General features: G+C 37.9%; 11 protein-coding genes and 1 pseudogene. 5 read left to right on the top strand and 7 right to left on the bottom strand.

Translation table 11 applies throughout. From position 1 onward, the window contains the following. The 7 genes from CLV62_RS09085 to CLV62_RS09055 all read right to left on the bottom strand — a co-directional run bounded on the left by CLV62_RS09085 (position 1) and on the right by CLV62_RS09055 (position 13,287). Positions 1 to 3,132 carry a DUF6298 domain-containing protein gene (locus CLV62_RS09085; protein WP_110310467.1) on the bottom strand — a complete coding sequence of 1,044 codons (3,132 nt, stop codon included), beginning with the start codon at positions 3,130 to 3,132 and terminating at the stop codon, positions 1 to 3. Between the two features lie 135 nt (positions 3,133 to 3,267). Continuing rightward, on the bottom strand, positions 3,268 to 3,918 hold the full coding sequence (locus tag CLV62_RS09080) for a DUF3826 domain-containing protein (protein WP_110310466.1): 651 nt from the start codon (positions 3,916 to 3,918) through the stop codon (positions 3,268 to 3,270). Positions 3,919 to 4,097: 179 nt separating this feature from the next. Next, positions 4,098 to 5,786: a polysaccharide lyase gene (locus tag CLV62_RS09075; RefSeq protein ID WP_110310465.1), complete on the bottom strand. Its 1,689-nt coding sequence runs from the start codon at positions 5,784 to 5,786 to the stop codon at positions 4,098 to 4,100. Between the two features lie 58 nt (positions 5,787 to 5,844). Next, positions 5,845 to 7,968, bottom strand: a complete 2,124-nt coding sequence (locus CLV62_RS09070) for a RagB/SusD family nutrient uptake outer membrane protein (protein ID WP_110310482.1) — start codon at positions 7,966 to 7,968, stop codon at positions 5,845 to 5,847. Between the two features lie 16 nt (positions 7,969 to 7,984). Next, positions 7,985 to 11,302, bottom strand: a complete 3,318-nt coding sequence (locus CLV62_RS09065) for a SusC/RagA family TonB-linked outer membrane protein (protein ID WP_110310464.1) — start codon at positions 11,300 to 11,302, stop codon at positions 7,985 to 7,987. A 44-nt stretch (positions 11,303 to 11,346) separates the two neighbouring features. Next, entirely contained in the window at positions 11,347 to 12,819 is a 1,473-nt protein-coding gene (locus CLV62_RS09060) for a DUF4992 family lipoprotein (RefSeq protein WP_110310463.1), read from the bottom strand. Positions 12,820 to 13,095: 276 nt separating this feature from the next. Continuing rightward, positions 13,096 to 13,287 (bottom strand): hypothetical protein, encoded by a 192-nt coding sequence (locus CLV62_RS09055; protein WP_110310462.1) that lies wholly within the window; start codon positions 13,285 to 13,287, stop codon positions 13,096 to 13,098. Between the two features lie 500 nt (positions 13,288 to 13,787). Between CLV62_RS09055 and CLV62_RS09050 the strand changes: the two genes are divergently transcribed. The 5 genes and pseudogenes from CLV62_RS09050 (at position 13,788) to CLV62_RS09030 (ending at position 23,115) form a co-directional block, all read left to right on the top strand. Then, on the top strand, positions 13,788 to 16,385 hold the full coding sequence (locus CLV62_RS09050; RefSeq protein WP_110310461.1) for a glycoside hydrolase family 2 protein: 2,598 nt from the start codon (positions 13,788 to 13,790) through the stop codon (positions 16,383 to 16,385). 214 nt (positions 16,386 to 16,599) lie between these two features. Continuing rightward, positions 16,600 to 17,592 (top strand): LacI family DNA-binding transcriptional regulator, encoded by a 993-nt coding sequence (locus CLV62_RS09045; protein WP_110310460.1) that lies wholly within the window; start codon positions 16,600 to 16,602, stop codon positions 17,590 to 17,592. A 63-nt stretch (positions 17,593 to 17,655) separates the two neighbouring features. Then, positions 17,656 to 18,975: pseudogene (locus tag CLV62_RS09040) on the top strand (glycoside hydrolase family 28 protein); the annotation flags it as partial. A gap of 263 nt (positions 18,976 to 19,238) precedes the next feature. Further along, positions 19,239 to 20,639 (top strand): acetylxylan esterase, encoded by a 1,401-nt coding sequence (locus CLV62_RS09035; RefSeq protein ID WP_110310458.1) that lies wholly within the window; start codon positions 19,239 to 19,241, stop codon positions 20,637 to 20,639. A 76-nt stretch (positions 20,640 to 20,715) separates the two neighbouring features. Beyond that, the gene (locus tag CLV62_RS09030) at positions 20,716 to 23,115 is read left to right on the top strand and encodes a glycoside hydrolase family 95 protein (RefSeq protein WP_449389518.1); all 2,400 of its coding nucleotides are present in this window, start codon (positions 20,716 to 20,718) and stop codon (positions 23,113 to 23,115) included. Positions 23,116 to 23,137 lie beyond the last annotated feature (22 nt).

The following is a 23,137-nucleotide window of genomic DNA, read 5'->3' as shown; positions in this document are numbered from 1 at the left end:
TTATTTTTTTTGCAGCCATATAACTACATCCTTAGTATCAGTGTTTTTTAATTGAATGTGAGTTCCTCCTTTTACTTCATTTTTCTCTTTTACAATTGAGCCATCTGTAGGATTAATTCTATTCACAATAAATTTACCTGCCACTTTAGACAGATCTAAATCTATTGTTGAATTGCTCGTATAAATAATGAAGCCTTTACTTTCATCTCCCAATACATACTGATTTGTACTATTCAGTGCTTGTATTGGTTGCATAGAAGAAGCTGCTTCTAAGAAATATTTATTAGCAATAGTAGGTAAATTGGTTAAAGACCCACCAGCCATAAATGAAGCCCATGTTTGTTGCGGATATGAATTCGAAAAATAGGTAACTGCTTTTGCATATTTTGTTTTATATTCATTCACTGCACGATAAACGGACTCAAAGGAAACTTTTCCCGGTTTAGTCAATCTGGCATGTTGGCGTGGCGCCAAGTTTAATCCTCCCTGAGGTTCGTAAGTAGTACCGTCTTCACGATAAAACCAATAACGGATGTCTATAATATCAATAACTTTTGAACGGATAGGATCAGCAAGGATAGCGTCTTGAACATCTTTTGTAGCACTGAGAGCTATAAGAGGTTTCTCTCCTGTCTCGGTTTCCCATTCGGCAATTACATCTAACCAGAATTCCATAAAATGGAGAGGTCCTGTATATTCTTCGCTGATAAGCTGAACAACACTATTATTTCCTCTGAAATTCTCTAAACATTTACGAATAAAGGCACGATGTAACTCTCTTCTTACCGGATGATTTATGTCATAAAACTGCTCAGCCAAAAAGATGCGTTTATCTCCTGCATAAGGAGCAGGTTCGGGGAATCCCGTATCATTTATATTGTTTGCCGGTCTCCAAGGACTATCAGCCCAATGTGCACCTGCTTCGATAATATTATGTTGGAAATAATTCTGATGAAATAAGATCAGTTCGTCTTGATCTGCTTGATCTGCAAATTGACGAAGCCGCCTCCAATACCAGTCATTGTATTTTGTCAGGTCATATTTACTTAACCCGTCATAAGCAGTGCCTTCCCCACTACGGGCAAAAGGTTGCTCATAAAACGGAGGCCATACTTCGCCATTTATGCGACGGATTCGTTCGTGATCGTCTCTTCGGCGGTCATACCACAAACCATAATTATGATCAAGAACAAGAACATGTTCTTTTTTCATCCAGCTACTAACAGAATCAATATCATCAGTTAATCCTGTACCTGTTCTTCCCGGAACAAAGCGTGTTAAATGAGGACTAGCCGATTTGTTCAGATAAGAGGGCTGAACTGTTCCGTTCCACCATTGTATATTGTGTTTACCTCCTGTTTGAATAGTGTTATTTCTCACTAACCATCCATTTTTTATAGATAATGGTGAAGCAGTCGCCATTGATTTACCAGTAAGTAGTTTATTGTTTTGTCCAAAGGTTTTGATACCTGCTTTTTCAATAGGAATATTGCTATTCAAAATAAGAGTATCTACCCACTCCGAAAGGGTTAAAGGTGTTGTATATGCTTTCTTGGTTAACTCTTGTGCAACAGCTATTTGTGGAGAACTAGATGCTTCTGTTTCCACAGCCAATAAATTCGACCTATTAGTGTATTTATCTCCCAAACGCTCTTTCAACTGTGCATAATACAAACTTCTGGGATTGATATGATTATTGCTTTCGTTCCAATAACCGTTTCCTGAAAATTCAGACCATGAACCAAATGCCCAGTTTTGAGCTGTGGGGGGTGAAAAACATTCCATCAAAGACGCTGTACATTGCCAGAATACACTATTTGCTGCATTCCAACCTGCACCTTGTGCTTCTTGCATCCTATTTCTGTAACTCAATGCATTACCATTTATATTAACGATATCAAATAATACACCCGAAGCCCAACTATCAACAGGACCGCTAAAGCTATAAGGCAATTCAGATTGACATTGCACAAAAGCATTAGGGCCGGCAGCACAGAATCCTAAAGCAAAATCGTGATATCCTTGTTCAGTATACAATCGTTGAAATAAACATTGTTGTCCAGATGTAAAGAATGTGTATCGACGTTGTCCCCCTATTTCTGAAACCGGATCGAGTGATTTACAGTTTTCTACTGTTACACGTTTTGCCGATTCGAGAACAGCAACTGCCGATCCTGCAAAGTGTTTGAATATAACATTACGTACCCATGCATCAGAAGTATTTTCCATTGTTATTGCCATCCATGCATGTGCTTCATCTTTGGGATTACTTGAGTCATATTCAGAAATGCAGGATAAGTTTTCTATTCCCACATTAGATATTCGCCCATTCCAAGTGTAAGGCAGTATAAATCCTCCACCATATTTTTGATCTAAGGCAGTTGTAAGAGGTGCATCAAATGTTACTCTATTTCCGTTTACCGAAGTAATTGTTCTGTCCCAATAAATATTCTGCTCCGATGGTTTCCATCCTAGAGATGTTATACCTCCTCCGAAGTGATCTGTTCCCAATTTGTCAATCCACTCTTTCGTTGAAGGTCTTTGAATTAAAATATTATCCCCAATCTTTAATCCGTGATTTACTGATAATGTAACCGAAAATGAATTTACAGGCACATAATCATCGGATATTTTAATTGCTGTGTTTAATCTCTTATCATCTTGTCCTAAAACACGAATTAATGTACGACGGTCTTTTCCTGATACGATAAGATTTGTTCCATTCTCTCCTACACCGCTACCTCGAATAACAATTCCTGATTGTCGGATTTTTAATTGTCCTTCAATTTTAAAAGAACCTTTGTCTAATAAGATCGCTCCCCTAAATCCATTCTTATCCAGAGGTAACGAACCCACATAGTCTATTACATTTTGAAGAAGACCGGTTACATCTCCATCTTGCCATGCTACAAATATCTTTGCATCAATAGTCGGAATAGGCTCGTCGGATGCTTTATAACCGCAATAAGAGAAATCGGGTATCCTATTACCTAAGCTATCAGGTGCATAAGAAAGCCTTCCATCTTTAAATACTATAGGGGGTATTGGTTTAGGTGAATCCTTTTTATTCTGTGAAAATCCATTGATTCCCACCGCTAAAAAAAATAATAAACAAACACATATCTTTTTCATAAACTACTTTTAAAGTCGTAGACTGATTTATTGCTTTGGTAAGTACAATAACTAAAGTTCGTTACATTTGTGAAATTTATCATTAAATACTTTCACTTACTTTATTACTCTTGAAAATATAAAAATAAGCCTCTATTATTTTTTAGTGGTTTCTTTTTCTTTGATTCTTTTCTGCCATTCTTCTCTTTCTTTCTGTATATCATATCCTTGTTTCGAAAGATAGTTATTAAATCTGCCTTTATATTTTCCGAACCATTCATGTTTTTCTTTCGAAGATGCTGCACTCATTGCATGTTCACGAGCTTCTACTAACCAGGCATATAATTGTCTTTTTTCTTCGGGTTTTAACGAGGGGATCATATCTTGATATGAGGTATAAGTAACTTGCACTACCCCATAAGTCATTCCGTCTTTTACTTTTTCTACCTGATCATTTGTCAGATAAGCCGAAAGAGCACCTATATAAGCACAATGCAGATTATATAAGTTTGAATTCAATTCTGTATCTAATGCTTTGATAGCATTTTCTTTTGCTGTTTTATCAGCTATATTTTGCTTGGCGTTTTTGATGTCGGCATCCGATTTATCATGTAATTCTCCTAAACCTTTGTACTGCGTAACGATAACTTGTGTAACAGCATCATAAACAGATTTATCGTTAAGGTCAAGAGTATTAACTATTTTTTTAGCTCTTTGAGTCAAAACCTTGTTATATTCCTCTTCTTTGTTTTGACTAAAAGCAGATAAGGAGATTAAAACAGAAACAAATAATATAAGTGATTTCATAGATTCAGATTTCTAGAAAGGTCTCAGACCTCTTTATTGTTTTAGTAAGTAAACAATTTGTTGTAGTATTTAAATATAGCAATTAAGATTTATATATTGCTTAATAAGTTCAATTTTAAAAGAGTAACTGCACAGCCTAAGCCTGTACAGTTACCTTCAATTCAAAACTATTATTAAACCTAAAATAAACTCTTTCTTTTTGCTAAAGTATCGTAGTTGTTATTTGGATTTTTCCAATCAACTTTTTTCTTAGGATCTATACCATTGATATATTTTTCAATATTAGTATATCCATCACCATTCAGATCTTTAACAGCATCCGAGGGATCATTCGGATTCAATCCGTATTTAATTTCCCATGCATCAGGCATTCCATCGCCATCAGAATCCTTGTATGGTGTTCCTTTGTACTCAGGGTAGCCGCCTACTTGTTCAATATCTGTAATAATACCTTGCTTATAGGAATCAGCAGGTAAACGGCGGTGTTCAAACTGATAGAAACTTTCAGGATTTAATCCTTCTTTATAATATACTTTTCCGGTCTTCACTTGTTCAATAACACGTTCGTCTACAATATCACGTTTAGGGAAAGTAGCTCCTACATTGTCCATCACGAAGTTATATGCCTCTTTTGCAGGCATAATAGGAAAAGGATTATCTATAGGGAATGGCTTATCCCATTTCATATTGGCAGTATATCCCTCAGTGTCTTTTTGTTCCTGTACTTGAATACCTCCGTTCCAATTGTCCTTTGTAACTGCATCGTTACCTTCCACGATATTACCATTAGCGTATACCCGACCAAAAACAAAATAACCTAATTTACTACGTCCTGCCTCAGGCTTAAGTATTCTGTGTCCAACAGGTTTATCTATCGGAGTTAAAGGTCCCGGTTTATAATAGTTATTAATCATATTATAAAGAGCAGTATAATCCCCACCATCTACAGAGCGATGCACCCAATTGTAGATTACATTATTTACAAAGTTGAAAACTCCATTCCAACCAATCGACGGATTCCGACCTGCATTATTAGCCCAAAGGTTACGCATAAAAGTACAATTCTCTCCACCAAGCGTACTACCGAAAGAATGATTATATGTATCTAATGCCTGAGATGATATTGTATTCTGAATAGTAACATTTACAGTTGGTAACTTCAGGTCTTTACTTCCGTCTTGTGGATTAAACATGTGACGATAAAAAGATATATTCTCATCCAATCCCCACGAAGTAGAACAATGGTCTATCATAATGTTACCTACAGGATTTCCCCCAAATGAATCATCACGCCTTCCGACATAAGTTTCACCCCTGCGAAAACGCATGTGGCGTACAACAACATCGTGAGTATTTGCCCAAATAGTTTCGCCTGCAATACAAACACCATCGCCCGGAGCTGTTTGTCCTGCAATCGTAATATAAGGAGCCCTTATAATAACAGGAGTTTTGATACGAATGATTCCCGATACATTAAAAACGACAATACGGGCTCCGCCTGTTTCGCAAGCTTCGCGGAAGGTTCCGGGGCCGCTATCTTCTAAGCTTGTAACTACAATAACTTTTCCGCCACGACCACCTAAAGAATATGCACCGCCACCTTCAGCTCCGGGGAAAGCCGGAATTTCGCCTTGAGGAAGATCTGTTGGACGAGCTGCCCAAGGAATATACGGGCGACCTTCTTTTGCCTGTTGTTCTATAATTGGCAAAGCTTTTTCCCAAGCTATGTCTGATAATCGCTCTGTCTCTGCCATCATTGCATCCGACTCTTTTTTTACCTCAGGAGTAATCTTGGGGTATTGTGCAAATAAGTTATTAGCACAGACCAAAGAGACAAAAGCAGTAACTACTAAAAATTTCTTTTTCATTATTATTATTTTCAAGTTTATTGTATTTTCAATCCAATGTACTATTCGATTTATCCTATCATTCAGCAAGTGGATCGAATGTTCCGGTGCCACCTTTGATTATATCTGCCCAACCTACGGTTTGTTCCAGTGTAGGGTTATTGGTTTGAGCATTGGATTTAAGACCTATGAAATAATATTGGGGTTGGAATGAAACAGTCTTTGTCAGGTCATCCCCTATTCTATCCTTACGTGTCAAACTGTCAGTGTAGAATTTAACCAAATCGGCACGATCCGAAAGAGTCTGTGTTGCCAGATTCCATGCCGCAGGGCGAGTCGCGTTATAAGGATCGGTAGCAGTAGCATTGCCGACAACTCCATTTTTTACTGTTACACAAAGTTCTACAAGACCTCTTCTATTTCCATTGAAAGGCTTAACACCCAAATATGTACACGTATTAGCATTAAATCCGGTCAATGCCCAAGTCGGCTGTATAGAAGCTTGTCCTACACCTCCATCCCAAAGCATCCAGCGACGCATATCATCGAAACGTTTTCCTTCGTAAGCCAGCTCTATCTGGCGTTCGTATAGAATAGCTGCGAACAGTCCGCCTCTGTCTCCGGCTAAGGCATTATCTAAACCACACTCTCCCGTATAACCTACACGCTTACGTATATCCCTCAAAGCTTCCAAGGCTTCACTATAATAACCGGCTCCACATGCAGCTTCGGCAAAGTTAAGCAATACTTCGGCATAGCGTATCTCCATATATGGAGAGGCAGATTGTTCGAAGCCGTTCCCTTTATCAACTTTATATACATATAATGGTGTGGCGTTTATATCCAAATCATCTGTACGTTTGCGAATATATACACCTTTATAGTTCTCGGCTAAGCCATCACCCGAGTATCCGCTCTGATCCATTGCTGTGCGTTTATCTGCCGTATCATACCATGCATAATTCCATAAAGCATAATCACTTCCTTTATATGGATAGGCACTAGAAGGTGGATTGGTAGTAGGATCTCCCGAGAATCTCCAATATACCCCGGGAAATGCAAATGTGCGGTAAAAACGGGGGTCTCGATTTATCATAAAGAGGTTTTTATTATAAGTAAATGATGATTGTCCCGGTTTCTTACCGTCAGCCATAGGGAACAAGTCTATCATTAGGTCTGTGGTATTTTTCCCGCCGCCGCCATTTGCATTAGTCGGACGAATCGCTTTTTCCCAACCATTCCATAGTTCCGGAGTGGTGTTTGTGCCTTTATTTACATTGTTATAAAGTGTTACAAATACAGCCTCTGTGGAGGAAAAGTCGGAAAACATTTTTCCCCAACCCGAAGCATTTACTCCCGGAGCATCCGCATAAGCCAAACCGAAGCCTGCGGCTTTCAATTCTGCAATTGCATTTTTATTAGACTGGTAAGCCGCTTCCCAACGGTCTTTATTATCGGCACGATTAAATACCGGGCTTGCATACAACAAGCGTGTACGTCCTTGCAGTGCTAATGCCGCACCTGCAGTTACCCTGCCATAATTGTTACCGCTCCATGAAGAAGGTAGAAGTGTGCTTGCCGTTTGCAAATCTTCGCAGATAAAGTCGATACATGCTTTTGTTGTTGAGCGCGGAATCGTTAGAGCATCAACCTCTCCGCTTATAGGGTTTTGAACTTTTGTTACAATGGGTACGCCTCCATACTCTTTCACCAAACGATAATAAACCCATGCACGAAAAAAATACGCCTGACCGATCAGTTTATCTTTCTCTTCTTGCGTAAGCCCTGTACTTGCAGGTATACTTTCGATGGCATCGTTGCAGGAAAAAATAAACCCATATAAATTAGTTGAGGTTTTACGTTCATTATAAAAAACATTTGGTAAAGAACCGTCACCAGAGGTTGTTATTGTTACATCTTGGTCAACCAAAGCCGATAACCCTGAATATTCCTCCGTTGATTGAGAATATATATCACTCGAGCCCGCACTCGAAAATCGCCAACCGAAACTTGCGGTCGAGTTCGATAAGGCTAAAGCATATATACCATTGATCGCAGCTTCTGCTGTGGCATAATTACTATAAGGATCGGTTACTTTAGTGTAGTCTTTTTTATCTTGCAGGAATTGGTCGCTACATCCGGTAAAGATGAGTACTGCAGCCAAAAGGGCAGTAGCGAAACCAACTATTTTTCTTGTATTCATCATTTTTTTTTCGTTTTTAGAATGAAACATTAATTCCTAATGTAATTTTCCGCAAGTTGGGGTATTGTCCGTAACTCCCGGCAAACGAGCTGTAAAAATTATCGGGATACGCATTGTGGAAATTCAATACATTCTGTGCTGTCAGATTCAGGCGGCAGTTTTCGACCCCGACTTTTTTAATAAACACTTTAGGCAGCGTATAAGCTAATGTGATGTTACTCACCGAAACAGAAGCATTATTCATTCTCCAGAATGTAGACTCGACATCGTTTACCTTTTCATACATCAAGTTAGGATATCTGGCATTGCGGTTGGCTTCGGCTACTACATTCCCATTAGCATCCAGTACATCTTCGTAAACAAACATATTGTTTGCCCAGAAAGACGGCAAGTTGGTGTACTGCATCGAATTGTAGCCCGATGTATTCAATAAGCTATTGTTGATTGAACGCATATTTTTCGACATAACGGTGTAGCTTCCCCAATTGGCATTAAGCTGCATGCTTAGTGAAAGGCTTTTCCATTCAGCATTAAGAATTACCGTAAAGCCATAGATATTATCACTACGGTTAGATATTTTAACACGGTCAGCTTTTTCATCTATTACTCCGTCAGCCGTTTCGATATAGTATCCGTTTTCGTCCCGTTTAGTGCTGCGAATGTCTTTATATATCAACATACCGGGTCGCATATCGGCTTTTCCCACTCCTAAATAATCGGTAATGTTATTCTTTGCAAAATATTCTTCAATTTCCTGATAAGTTTTGAATATACCTAAACATTCGAGTCCCCATACGCCTCTATCGTTTCGCTCGCCTTGTACTATGCCATCCAGTTCTTTTGTTGTCGGCCAGTTCATTTTATTCAGGCGATTGTCGGAATATCCGGTATTCACCCTGACACCATATTTGAAATCTTCGCCTATTTTGTCTTTCCACGCTGCTGCAATCTCAATCCCATAGGCGTCGATTGAAGAAAAATTTTCATTTGCAGGCATTGAACCCGCTGTACTTGGTATACTGCTGTTGAGTGGAGTAAATATGTCCCGGTTCCACTCGTAGTACCCATCGACATTGAAGCTCAGGCGATTGTTGAGTAAACCGAAATCGAGTCCGTAGTTAGACTTGTAACTTTTATCCCACTTGGCGTCGCGGTTAAAGCCTTGATCGGGAAGAGTAATATAATTTCCGCTAGCAGAGTTTGGACTTCCAAACACAGGACCTTTGTCCGGATTATAACTATAATTTTTAGCCCATGTCCAAGCCGTAATATTATCACGACCGGTAAGTCCGAACGATGCACGTAATTTCAGGTAATCAATAACTTCTATCTTAAACCATTCCTCCTGCGACATAATCCAGCCTGCAGATAGAGAGGGGAATACCCCCCAGTAATTTTCGGGGGCAAATTTAGAGGAAGCATCAGAGCGAACCAAAAACTCTAACAGATATTTATCCCTGTAAGCATAGTTTATGCGTCCGATATACGAAAGGCTAGCCGATTCGGCACGCGAGAATCTGTTATCTTTGGTTCCTGCAAGATTGCCGGTGGTAGAAGATTGCCCATTTGCATTAGGGTATAGATCCGATCTTGATGCATACACATCTTCGAATACTCTTTCAGATTTTTCGATACCAAACAATCCGTTTAAATTATGGTTACCGAATGTACGTTGATAGGTCGCCAAAAAATTCATCTGATAATTATCGGTACGAGACATAGTACGATCGACCATACCTCCGTTATTTACGGTAGATCTTGTGAAATTACTATCTGACAAATCTATATCACTTCCTGTATAAAGATGGTTGCCACTACCACCCCGAGCCACCAGACTATAGAGATTATAGCTTGTTCCTAATTGTTTCGATTCGAGCGTATTTATACTTTTTATATAAGTAAATTTTAGTTTCAACCCTTTTAGCAAATCGCTCCAGCCAAAATCATATTCCAGCCCCGTGTTGACATTCATCTCCTGATTTATGTTCATTTTATAGTCACCCGAATTCTGAACGGCATCATAGTTGTAGAGTTGAGAGTTATGTACAGTGGCATTTGTAATACCATAGGATGCTATGGGACGGCCATCTATAGACGAAGGAATATAACGTGGTTGCGTTAGCAATCTGTTATAATCCGCCTCAGCATTAGTAGATGAAGCAACTCCGTTATAGGCTTTAGTATCTTCACCGTAGTTACCCGATACCTGCAACGATGCTTTTAACCATTTATTTATTTTAAGATCCATACCGGCACGGTAGTTCCAACGCTCGTAGTTGAGTTTCCCTATATTTCCGTCTTGTGAGTAAAATGCTATACCAGCAAAGTAGTTGGCATTATCGCTCCCTCCGCCCATATTTACAGCATGCTTTTGTGTAAAGGCGGCACTCCATGCATCTTCCAGCAAGTCGTAGTTCAACCTTTTCATAATTTCCAATTCATCTGCCTGAAATAAATCAAGACGCGAATCATATGGTTCAGACGGATTAGCTGCACGAACACCGTTCCATATTTTACCGTATTCGTAAGAGTTCAGCATTTTTGGACGGGCTATTTCATCAGCATAGCCAAATTGTCCGCTATACGAGATTTTAGGTTTTCCAATCTGTCCACGTTTAGTGGTTACCAAAACAACACCATTTCCTGCACGAGAACCGTATACAGCGGCAGAAGCATCTTTCAATACCGAAATACTTTCTACCATTGTAGCATCCAGATTATTGAAGGCTATTGCACCCTCTTGCATAGGATAAGCATATCCATCGATTACATACAATGGATCTGTTTCATTAGCTGAGCTGAGTCCACTCACTGCATTGTTCTGACGGATATCTATTCGGGATGTTGCTCCGGGACGTGCAGTTCCTGTTGTACTGACCGAAACACCGTTCATCAAACCTTTCAAAGCCGAAGAAAGATCGCCTGTGACAAGGTCGGTTACATCATTCATATTCGTAGTTGCAATAGAACCGGTAAGGTGGGCTTTCTTTTGTACACCATAACCAACAACCACAATATCGTTCAGTTGCAAAGCATCTTCTTTTAGAACAATACGGGTATTGGAAAAATCCGAAATAGTCTGATTTGCATGCCCGATATAAGACACAACCAGTTTTTTACCCACCGGTACCTGAATTGAATACTTGCCATCGAGATCGGTTATTGTAGCAGTAGTAGTACCCTCTACTTTCAATGTGGCTCCGATAACAGCCTCTCCGTCTTCGAATACGACAGTCCCATTGACTGTCCGGGAATCCTGTGCATGAGCCGGCAAAACAAAAGCCAAGATAAAGCTCATGCATAAACCGAGAATTATTAAATATCTTTTCTTCATATCTTTTTTCTTTTTTGATTTACAATCAATCCTCTTTTAATTTATTATTGAGCAGGCAGCCATCTCGGATCGCCCGTTCGGTCAGAGATCTGAGCAGCTCCTCCAACAGTAAAGTTTCCATTTGCAGGGTCTGCAAGTTTAGGGTCAGACTCTATATGGGTTCCGGATTTGTCTCCTTGATTATGAGTGATTTCATTTTCAGCTAATACTCCATCATACCAATATGTATTTTGAATGAAAGTGGCAGCAACATTATTACTTGACATTCTGATTCGTCTAAGCACCTCTTTATTTGCAGTATCTACAAATATAGATCTTTGTACATTCACAGAGTTGGTAGTTTGTGCCCAGCCGTTAGAATTGAAAAACTGCCTGCTATAAGCAATCTGCCAAAATGTACAATTCTGGATATTTATACTTCCTTTTTCATTTGCCCATATAACCCTGTCGGCAACTTGAACAACACGAACGTTTGCATACACAATCCAGTTGCTTCCATAACTCTTATTATTGTTGTAGAAGGTAGAGTTTATCATTGACAATTCTTTTATTAAAGCACCTGTGAAGTTAATGAATGGATTGCTTGATGTAGCATGTTGTTCTACAATACAATCATTGAAAGTGAAGTTTTTCAAAGCATATCTTTGACCTCTATCATTAATTAATGAAGTTTTAAGATTGGTAACTTTACAGGATTCCATGCCCGATGAGACTCCTACCACAATCCACGGATTACCGTTGTAGTAAATTGCATTTTCTTCATTTATGGTGGTATTGTATTGTATAAAACCAACACCGGAATAATCATTCAGGTCGAAATCTGTCCATCTTATTTTGAATCCGGCTCCATCACTGATAAAAGAGGCATTACCGGTAACTTTTATCTTAGGATGATAGACTTTATCACCTCGGAGGGTAATATTCGTTGATTTGAGTCCAACATCAGACCCCATGGTGTATTCACCATTTGCCTCCAGTTCATAAACAATCTCTGTAGCATCGCGACCTTGTGGTTGAACAGGATTATTTGTAAAATACACTCCCAAATCAGTCCCGCTGGGGATAGACGCATATACAGGGATCAATGTAGTGTATTCAGTCTCTGTAGCCTCCGTTGCACCAGTATTGTTGAGTTCTGTATTGCCCAATGTTTTAATAACAATTTTATATCTTGTGTCATCAGCCCTTTCACGCGTGACAGAACATCCGTCAATAATTTCATTTTCTATGCCAACTACCACAGGGTTGTCAGGGTCATCCACATTGTAAAGAGTGAACTGATAGCCTCCGGCACCATAGACCACAGGCCATGTGATTTTAAGATCTTGTCCCCCTGTGATATTAGCTACAGCTACAGTTGTTACTTTACTGCCATCAGGCGATATCAGTTGTGTGTTCCTTACATCTGAGGAGAATGTATTATCATCCTTATATCCATCGACACAGGAAGTAACGAATAGAGCCATCAAAAAGCATAGAATGCCTATGATCGGTCTAATTTTCTTTTTTGTATTCATACATTAAATTTTATAATAAGTTAAGTATTAAAGTATATAAACATATAATAAACAGACAATTATGCCATTTGTAAATTGTTTTTTTTTAAAATATGCAATAGCGTTTTATATATTGACGATTCTCAACAAATTAATTATCTGTTGAGAATATAATTCTATTGCTTATTTGCAAAGTGCAGGCATAATTTTGGTCTTTTATACATTGGCAACTTTTAAGGTTATATTTAAATCAGTTCATCCTCCGATATGTGTTGCAGTATCAATGGCTCTGGTTCTTTAATCAACAACATTTCCGCTTACTTTAATTTTAGATTGCTGTTGCTCTGATACAATAGCCTTTTCTGATTTAGCTTGAAGTTGTGGTATTGCGCACAGCGCCAGAAAAAAACAAAATATATTTCTGAGGTAAGAACTCAGATAACTATACTTCGTACTGGCTTTCAATAAATTCAGTGACTTGTTTTCCATAGTTTTTTCATAATTAATAAATTAATAAAATGGTATTAATAAAATAGGTTTTCAATATTGATTAATCGTTTAACTAAAGAGAGATGAAATCTGATTAAACGTTTAACTTAATTCAACTAAAAAAATCGGGAATTTATTTATATTAAATAGTGTCTTCTTCAGGTTTTAAAATTCTAAATGATTTAGGTTTAATTTTTCTAAATAGTATTTGATGTCTGCAAATATATGTTCTTATTCACATTTTGATATATGCAAATTGATCTTAATTGTAATTTATTTGATCTTATATTAAAGTAACATTGGTATATTTTCATTACTTATTTACACCTGAGAGTCGCTTCAATACTAAGGTTTTCGAATATTTCGTCCTGTACCAAAAATACAAAAGACTTTCTTTTACTCATTTTATTCTATGACAAAACTTATATATTTTTGAGAACACAATCACTTTTATACAGGCAAAAATAACCTTTTAATTGATCATTTGAAAATCACGAATAATGAATAAAAAAATATTATTTCTTTTATTTTCTCTATTTTTATCATTTGCCACTCGAGGTAGTGGAATCCAACCGGAGACATCGGTTGCAGGTTTTTTCGATTTGAATAATTCGGGTCGAAAAGTTTATAACTTCAATGTTGGATGGAGATTTCAAAGAGGCAATCCAAGCGGTGCTGAAAAGATAGACTTCGATGATTCTCGATGGGATATAGTTTCTACACCTCATACTGTTCAGCTAATGCCCGCAGAAGCTAGCGGAGGACGAAACTATCAAGGACCAGCATGGTACAGAAAGCATTTTATAGTAGATGAGACTTTAAAAGATCAGTTGATAAATATCTATTTTGAAGCTGCTATGGGTAAAACCATTATATATTTAAACGGACAAAAAGTAGAAGAACATTTGGGTGGTTATCTGCCATTTAGCATAGAACTGACTCAGTATGGAGTAAAGGCAGGAGATAAATGCCTGATCGCAGTACTAACCGATAACTCTGATGATAAAAACTTTCCTCCGGGTAAAAAGCAATCAACACTAGACTTTACATATCATGGAGGTATCTACAGAGATGTATGGTTAATAGCAACTTCCAAGATTCACATTTCAGACCCTAATAAAGAAAACAAACCTGCGGGAGGTGGAATATTTGTACATTTTGATGAAATTTCTAAAAAGAAAGCATCCATATCCATTGACACAGATGTATTGAACCAATCTGCAAATAATGAAAACATTAAGATTGAAACCCGACTGTGTGACGCAGATGGAAATGTGTTAAAAACAGTATCTTCTAAAGTAAATCTAAAACGAGGAGAATCGAAACAAATAAAGCAAAATATTATACTGAATAATCCTACCCTATGGTCGCCCGATCAGCCCTATTTATATAGAGTAGAATCGAGAATTATTGCATCTAATGGAACGAGCTTAGATGGTGGAACAACACGTATAGGTTTAAGGAAAGCCGAATTTAGAGGTAAAGATGGTTTCTGGTTAAACGATGAGTTATCGGACAAACTTATTGGAGGTAACAGACATCAGGATTTCGCATATGTAGGTAATGCCATGCCCAATTCTCAACATTGGCGTGATGCTAAAAAATTGCGTGACGCAGGATGCCGTATAGTTCGTGTAGCACATTATCCGCAAGATCCCTCTTTTATGGATGCTTGCGACGAGTTGGGTATATTTGTTATTGTAGCTACTCCTGGATGGCAATACTGGAATAAAGACCCTAAATTTGCTGAACTGGTTTATGAAGATATACGGAATATGATTAGACGAGACCGTAATCACACCTCAGTTTTAATGTGGGAGCCTATTCTTAATGAAACACGTTTCCCTTTAGAGTTTTCACTAAAAGCCCATCAGATAACGCACGAAGAATATCCATATATGGGAGCTTTCTGTGTAGCCGATGCACATTCGGAAGGGGTGGCCGAAAACTACGAAGTTGTTTACGGATGGCCTAAAGATGTAGGTAACTATAAGCAGTGTATATTTACACGCGAATTTGGTGAAAATGTAGATGATTGGTATGCACACAATACTAACAACAGAGCATCTCGCAGTTGGGGCGAAAGACCTCAGGTTGTTCAGGCTTTGCAGCTGGCGAAAGCTTACAATGAGATGTATACACAAAGCGATCAGTTTATAGGAGGTGCATTATGGCATCCTTTCGATCACCAGCGAGGTTATCATCCTGACCCATATTGGGGTGGACTAATGGATGCTTTCCGTCAACCCAAATATTCATATTACATGTTCAAGAGTCAGGTTGATGCCGACCTTAAACATCCATTATCGGAAACTGGTCCAATGATATTTATCGCACATGAAATTTCTCCTTTCTCAGATCAGGATGTAACCATATTTACTAATTGCGACGAAGTCAGACTGATTGTCTACGGAAAAGATACTTTAACTCAGAAAGTACAAAAGGCTCAATATGGAATGCCCCATCCTCCGGTTATTTTCAAGAATGTTTATGATTTCAATTCTATGAGAGAATATCCATATGTACAAAAGCAATGGCAAAAGGTAACCTTTGTTGCAGAAGGTCTTATAGATGGTAAAGTAGTATGCTCTACAACTAAAAAGCCATCGAGACGCTCTACTAAATTGAGTTTGAGAATAGATAACGAAGGAAGACAATTATATGCTGACGGCTCTGATTTTGTCCCCGTTATATGCGAGGTTACCGATGATGAAGGTAATGTGCGCAGATTAGCTAAAGAGCAGATTTTATTTACGATAGAAGGCGAAGGCGAAATAATTGGAGGTTCGCAAATAGGAGCAAATCCACGGACAGTAGAGTTTGGTTCTGCCCCCGTTTTGATAAGATCAACTATAACTCCCGGTAAAATAAAGGTGCATGCCCGTGTATTATTTGAAGGGGAACATGCCCCTACCCCGGCTGATATAGAATTTGAGACAATCGCCACAAATCGTAATCTATTATTTTTAGATAAACCGACAGTTAATAAAAATAGCAGTGAAGCATATCAGCGAAGCTTTAACAGACAACTTTCAGAAGAAGAACGAAAAAAAGCTTTAGATGAAGTTGAAAGGCAACAAACCGAATTTGGGCAATAAGGTCATAAACCTTCTTATAGCTTTGGTTAGTGTATACAGTCAAAGCTATAAGAAAGCTCAACAATAGACAGTAATCGTTACATAGATATGATAGCCATAGAAATAATTATTAGAAGGGTTTTAGTAATCCATGTTTCATAACATAACAAAAACACCTTGCTAAAACGTTTAATCTGATATTTTTGTAAAATCGAAAACTATAAATAGCACAACAATGGCACGAGTTTCTATCAAAGATATTGCAATAGCATTAGGCGTTTCTAACGCCACAGTTTCGTTAGTTATCAATGGCAAAGAAAAGGAAGGGCGTGTAGGATTTGAAATGGCTGAAAAGATCAGAGCAAAAGCCAAAGAATTGAATTATGAGCCTAATAATCTGGCTCGAAGTTTAAGGATTGGTCGCTCAGAAACAATAGGACTCATTGTAGCCGATATATCCAATATATTCTTTGCTACTCTAGCGTTTCATATACAAGAATATGCCGAGAAACTAGGATATACTATTGTTATAACCAATACGAATGAAGATACATCAAAAATGGAAAAGATGATACAAACACTTCAAAGCAGACAAGTGGATGGATTCATAATAGTTCCAACTGAGAATGGCGAAGAGTATATAGCTAAACTTGTTAAGTCTAAGATTCCGGTTGTATTACTCGACAGATGTTTTCCTGCTATCGAAACAAGCCATGTAATGATTGACAATCATCAGACTTCCTATTTAGCTACCCGACATCTGATAGCTTTAGGGTGTAAAAAAATAGCATTGCTTACTTATAAAAATAAACTTCATCATATGGCCGAACGTAAACGTGGGTATGTAGAAGCTGTGCAAAATGCCAATATATTTGATGCCGGACTAATTAAAGAAGTAAACTATGAAAATATCACAGAAGATACAAACAATGCCATTAACGATCTGCTTAAAATAAAAGATCTGGACGGTATATTCTTCTCTACGGATAGTGTTTGTGTGGCAGGAATAAAATATATGCAAGAAACAGATAAAAATATTTTTAAGAAAGTAAACCTGATGAGTTTTGATAGAAATGAAATATTTGATTTTGTAAATTATGATGTTCCTTACATGATGCAACCTCTACCCGAAATGGGGAGAAGAGCCATAGATATATTAGTAAATAAAATTGTAAACAAATCAAATACGTCCGAAAAAATAGAACTTCAAGCTAGCTTACATAGTTAACATAAGTATATTAATTTAAACAACTTAACCTCTGGTATTAAATAGAAACACGTATAAGATATAATGAAAAAATTATTATTAACAATTTATTTTTTAAGTGTATTTTTTTGCAGTAATGCTAAAACGATTAACCTTATTTCGTTTGGAGGAAAATCCGATGGGAAAACCTCAAATACACAAATAATAAAAAAAGCTATTGATGAGCTGACTTCCGATGGAGGGGGGACTTTATATTTTCCTGCAGGAACATATCTAACAGGTCCTATCAAGCTTGAAAGTAATATTACAATTGATATTGAATCCGGTGCTACAATTCTATTCTCGGGTGAGTACGAAGAGTATACACCGTTTGTAGAAATGCGATACGAAGGTGTTGTGATGAAAAGTTTTCATCCTCTATTTTATGCCTATGAGAAAGAAAATATTACCATCAAAGGCAGAGGGAAGATTGATGGAAACGGAGCTTATTGGTGGCATGTAGCGTGGGCAATGGATGGTATTGAAAAGTATGCACCACTTTTAAAAAGAGTAGCTCCTCTACAAGAATTATGGGATAACGAAAATCCAAACCTTAAGATTGAAGAACAGTCGGATTGGAAAAGAACACTTGCAAAGAAATTCTTTCGCCCACCTTTCATCCAGATGTATAAGAGTAAAAATATACTTATTGAAGGAATTACAATCGAAAATTCTCCTTTCTGGACAATCAACCCTGAGTTTTGTGAAAATATAACCATTAAGGGAGTATCTATTTTTAATCCTTACTCTCCAAACACAGATGGTATAAATCCTTCATCGTGTAAAGATGTACATATCTCGGATTGTCATATCAGCGTAGGTGATGATTGCATCACCTTGAAATCGGGACGTGACCTTCAAGGGCGTGAATATGCTACACCTTGTGAAAATGTAACCATTACAAACTGTACAATGTTAGCAGGCCATGGAGGTGTTGTTATCGGTAGCGAAATGTCAGGCGATGTTCGCAAAATAACCATATCAAACTGTATTTTCGATGGTACCGACAGAGGTATACGCATTAAATCGACCAGAGGACGAGGCGGAATAGTGGAAGAAATAAGAGTGAGTAATGTGGTGATGAAAAACATCAAAAAAGAGGCAATTACTTTGAATCTTTTTTATTCGGATGTTCCTGCCGAGCCACTATCTGAAAGGACACCGATATTCAGAAACATTCATTTCTCAAATGTTACAGGCTCTGATGTAAATGCAGCCTGTACTATATGGGGAATCGAAGAAGCTCCCATTTCGAATATAACTTTTACAGATATTAATATCGATGCTAAAACAGGATTCGACATTGATAAATCGAAAGACCTTACATTTACCGATGTACAGGTAAATGCAACCTTGAGTCCTTCGTTTACAATCAAAAATTCTGAAAATATTCAGATGAACAATGTATATACGTTGCAACCTAACTCAGAGAAAAGTCTTATATCTCTCACTGATGTAAAAGACATTTTCATTAGAGGATGTTTTCCCTTAGCAGGAAGCAAATCTTTCCTTAAAGCAGACGGCGCAAGTACCAACAATGTTATATTAATGGGGAATTACCTTAAGAGATTGAATCAAAGCATTGAGAAAGGACAAAACTTGAACTCGAATGCAATAATTATAGAGCAATGAGAAAACTGACAACTATCCTCTTATTTCAATTAATTATTATTTCATCTGCATTGTTTGCACAAACAGCAGACGATTCTTATGCACGTCCTCTCAAAGACGTTTTGGCAGATATTGAGCTACAATTCAATATCAAAATTAAGTATGATAATAAAATGATAGACGATAAAGTCTTGAATTATGCTGATTGGAGAATCAAACCATGGAGTGTAGAAGAAAGTCTATATGCTGTGCTGGCTCCTTTCGATTATACTTTTGTTATGGATAACGATAAGTATAAAATAAAATCGTTTGAATATGCCAGAACAAATGTTGCTCAAGGAGAAAAGTTTCTGGCATATCTCGAATCACAATATAACGATAAAGCAAGCTGGGAAAAACGTAAAACTGAACTTACCCCCTGCTTTAGAGAAGCTTTAAGGTTATCGCCATTACCCGAAAAACCAGATTCTAAGGTTATACTGACAGCTAAAAGAAAATACAACGGATATACAGTTGAGAATTTTGCAATTGAAACATTACCTGGTATATATGTTTGTGGATCTATTTATAAACCTTCAAAAATAAAAGGTAAATGTCCCGTTATACTAAATCCCAATGGACATTTCGGACTTGGCAGGTATCGTGAAGACCAACAAAAACGATGTGCTATGCAAGCTCGTATGGGTATCATTTCCGCCTCTTGGGATATTTTTGCGTGGGGAGAAAGCCTACTACAATTTGATGGTACATTACATCGTTTAAGTGCGGCACACTCTATACAAACATTAAATGCTATACGAATACTCGATTATCTCTTAACCCTCAAAGAGTCAGATTCTTCTCGTGTAGGGATCACAGGAGGATCGGGAGGTGGCAGCATGACGATGATGATGTCGGCCATAGACGATCGGATTAGTTTGAGTATTCCTGTAGTAATGCTAGCATCGCATTTCAATGGAGGCTGTCCATGCGAAAACGGTATGCCCACTCATTTATGTGGAAACCGTACTAATAATGCTGAAGTTGCAGCCATATTTGCACCTAAACCCCAATTAATAATCTCAGATGGTAAAGATTGGTCAAGTAGTGTTCCTGCTTTAGAATATCCTTTTATAAAACGGATTTACGGATTTTATGGCGCTACTGATAACGTAAAGAATGTTCACTTACCTGAGGAAGGGCACGACTACGGGTTCTCTAAAAGGATAGCAGCGTATGATTTTATAGCTGAAAAATTCGGGTTAAATGCCGAAATGCTTAAAAATAAAGAGGGTCAATACGATGAAAGTACAATAACCATCGAGAAAGAATGGCAAATGTATGCTTTCGGTAAAAATGGAGAGAATCTTCCTCTAAATGCCATAAAAGGAAAAGAAGCCTTGATGAATGTTTTGAGACAAGTAGGCATTGAAAAATAAACCTTATATCTTAAATAAAGCAACCATGAAAAAACTCGTATATCTCTTAATCTTACTATGCTTTTCATCTCAATGGATGACAGCAAAGGATAACGACAATTTACGCTTGTGGTACAACAAACCCGCTGCCGATTGGAACGAAGCCCTCCCACTGGGTAACGGACGTTTAGGTACGATGGTATTTGGTGTATCTTCAGTAGAACACTTGCAATTAAATGAAGAAACTATTTGGGCAGGTTCTCCTAACAATAATGCTCATGAAGTAGCCCCAGAAGTTTTACAAGAAGTTCGCAAGCTTATTTTTGACAAGAGATATGTTGAAGCTCAACAATTAGCGAATGATAAACTGATGTCGAAAAAGAATCACGGGATGCCTTATCAAACGATGGGCGACCTGTTTATTTCTTTTCCGGGACACGATAAATACACAAACTATTACAGAGACTTAGATATATCTGATGCTCTGGCAACAGTGACCTATAAAGTGAATGGCGTAACTTTTAAGCGTGAAATTATTACCTCATTTACCGATCAGGTGATTATGGTTCGACTGACAGCCGATAAACCCGCAAGTATTTCGTGTAACGCATTTTTGACAACTCCACAGGAGAAAGTAGAATATACTTCTGATAACAATCAGATTATATTATCGGCTCTCACTCCTGCACACGAAAAGCAAAGCGGAAAAGTTCAATTAGAAACCAGAGTAAAGCCCAAAATTGTAGGAGGAACTTATCAGGTAAAAGATAATATAATCAGCATTGAGAATGCGGATGAAGCAATTATCTATATTGCTATCGCTACTAATTTTGTCAACTACAAAGATATATCGAGAGATAAAACGCTGAAATGTAAAACATATCTTGATAATGCAATTCTGAAAAATTATGACTTGTCAAAACAAAGCCATACGGCTTTTTATCGTCAATATATGGATCGTGTTTCCTTGAATTTAGGAACAACCGATGCAGTCTTAAAACCTACTGATATCAGAATAAAAGAATTTGCACAGACATTCGATCCTCAATTGGCAGCCCTATATTTCCAATTCGGACGTTATTTATTGATCTCATCTTCTCAACCAAATACCCAACCTGCTAATTTACAGGGAATCTGGAATGACAGACTCCTACCCTCTTGGGATAGTAAATATACCTGCAATATAAACTTAGAAATGAACTATTGGCCTGCCGAATCAACAAATCTAAGCGAGATGCACGACCCAATGTTACAACTCGTAAAAGAGGTTGCCGAAACGGGAGAATCTACTGCTAGGATGATGTATCACACTCGTGGATGGGTTTTACATCACAATACGGATATATGGAGAACCACAGCCCCTGTGGATCAGGCAGCATCTGGTATGTGGCCAACCGGAGGTGCATGGGTAAGCCAACATTTGTGGTATCGGTATTTATACACAGGTGATAAAAAATACTTGCAAGACGTTTATCAAGTGATGAAAGGTGCAGCAATGTTTTTTGTAGACTTTCTGATTGAAGAACCCAATCATGGCTGGCTGGTTGTATCTCCCTCTAATTCACCTGAAAATGTTCATGCAGGCAGTAATCTGAAAGCAACAATAGCAGCAGGAACGACAATGGATAACCAATTGGTATTCGATTTGTTTTCGAATGTAATAGATGCTGCCAACATATTAGGGTTAGACAAAGCATTCGCAGACACATTGCGAATGAAAAGGGTAAAACTTCCTCCTATGCAAGTAGGGCAACATGGTCAGTTACAGGAATGGCTATACGATTGGGATTCACCCGAAGACAAGCACCGCCATGTATCACATTTATACGGATTATACCCTAGTAACCAAATATCGCCGCTGCACACTCGCGAATTGAGCGAGGCGGCAAAAAATACGCTGATTCAACGTGGCGATCCGTCAACAGGTTGGTCGATGGGATGGAAAGTATGTCTTTGGGCACGCCTTTTAGATGGAGATCATGCCTATAAGTTGTTGACAGAGCAATTAAACTTAGTAACCAACGAAAAGAAAAAAGGAGGAACTTACAGCAATATGTTTGATGCTCACCCACCCTTTCAGATTGACGGTAACTTTGGATGTACTGCCGGAATCGCTGAAATGTTTGTACAAAGTCACGACGGATTTATCTACATATTGCCCGCTTTACCTAGCGTTTGGAAAACAGGAAGCATCAAAGGTCTTGTTGCCCGTGGTGGTTTTGTAATAGACATCGATTGGAAAGACGGAAAAGTGGAGTCTCTGAAAATAGTATCTCGAAACGGAGGAAATTGTCGTTTGAAGATCGATTCACCATTACAGATAAAAGGATTGAAACAGGCAAAAGGAGCAAATACAAATCCAATTTTTACAACACCTGAAGTAAAACAACCTATAATCTCCGATAAAGCACAATTAGCTGTTGCATCTAATAGAAAATCATATACATACGACCTGAAAACAGAAAAAGGAATAACATATACATTCAAGAATAAATAAGACAATAGACCTCAAATTATAG

This window comes from Indolivaga alginatilytica (assembly GCF_003201355.1).
Taxonomy (GTDB): Bacteria; Bacteroidota; Bacteroidia; order Bacteroidales; family Dysgonomonadaceae; genus Dysgonomonas_A; species Dysgonomonas_A alginatilytica.
This window is presented reverse-complemented; position numbering and strand designations above follow the sequence as displayed.